The 1,097-nt window shown below is 61.7% G+C and carries 1 protein-coding gene and 1 pseudogene; both read right to left on the bottom strand.

Translation table 11 applies throughout. From position 1 onward, the window contains the following. Nucleotides 1–827, bottom strand: an 827-nt coding sequence (locus tag OK142_RS25215; RefSeq protein WP_498685724.1) for an ABC transporter ATP-binding protein, incomplete at its 3' end; no start/stop codon positions are given. A gap of 12 nt (nucleotides 828–839) precedes the next feature. Continuing rightward, nucleotides 840–1,097 (bottom strand): annotated as a pseudogene (locus OK142_RS25210) (carbohydrate ABC transporter permease); the annotation flags it as partial.

Here is a 1,097-nt window from a genome sequence, read left to right as displayed (position 1 = left end):
GTGACCTTGCCCTGCCACAGGCCGCTGTCCTTCGACAGCTTCAGGTGCTCGGGCCGCACACCGGCGGTGGTGGCGCCCTTGCTGCGGGCGTAATCGCCGGTCACCAGGTTCATGCGTGGCGAGCCGATGAAGCCGGCGACGAAGAGGTTGGCGGGGGAGCGGTAAAGCTCCATCGGTGAGCCGACCTGCTCGATATTGCCGCGGTTCAAGACGACGATCTTGTCGGCCATGGTCATCGCCTCCACCTGGTCGTGGGTGACGTAGATCATCGTCGTCTTCAGCGTATTGTGCAGCTCGGAGATTTCCAGCCGCATGGTGCCGCGCAGCGCCGCATCGAGGTTGGAGAGCGGTTCGTCGAACAGAAACGCCTTCGGTTCGCGCACGATGGCGCGGCCGATGGCGACACGCTGGCGCTGGCCGCCTGATAGTTGCGAGGGCCGGCGCTCGAGATAATCGGTGAGATTGAGGATGCGGGCGGCATCATCGACCTTTTTATCGATGACGGCCTTGTCGAGCTTGGCCATCTTCAGCGGGAAGGCGATGTTGTTTCTGACACTCATATGCGGATAAAGCGCATAGGACTGGAACACCATGGCAAGGCCGCGCTCGGCCGGGGCCTTTTCGGTGGCGTCGTTGCCGTCGATGACGATCTTGCCGCCGGAGACGTCTTCGAGCCCGGCGATGAGGCGCAGCAGCGTGGACTTGCCGCAGCCGGACGGGCCGACGAAGACGACGAACTCGCCGTCGTTGATATCGAGATCGATCGACGGGATGACTTTCGCCTCACCGAAGAGCTTGGACACGTTCTGAAGGGAAATGCTGCCCATTATTGTCGTTCCTTATTTCACGGCGCCAAAGGTCAGGCCACGCACGAGTTGTTTCTGCGAGAACCAGCCGATGACGAGAATGGGGGCGATCGCCATCATCGAGGCGGCCGAAAGTTTTGCCCAGAACAGCCCCTGCGGGCTTGAGAAGGAGGCGATGAAGGCCGTCAGCGGGGCTGCATTGGTGGTCGTCAGCCGGATGGTCCAGAAGGATTCGTTCCAGGCGAGGATGACGTTAAGGAGCAACGTCGAGGCAATGCCCGGAACCGCCAT

It is taken from the genome of Agrobacterium sp. BT-220-3 (genome assembly GCF_025910175.1).
Classification (GTDB): Bacteria; Pseudomonadota; Alphaproteobacteria; order Rhizobiales; family Rhizobiaceae; genus Agrobacterium; species Agrobacterium oryzihabitans.
The sequence above is the reverse complement of the archived record's forward strand: the minus strand, read 5'-3'. Positions and strand labels throughout refer to the sequence as shown.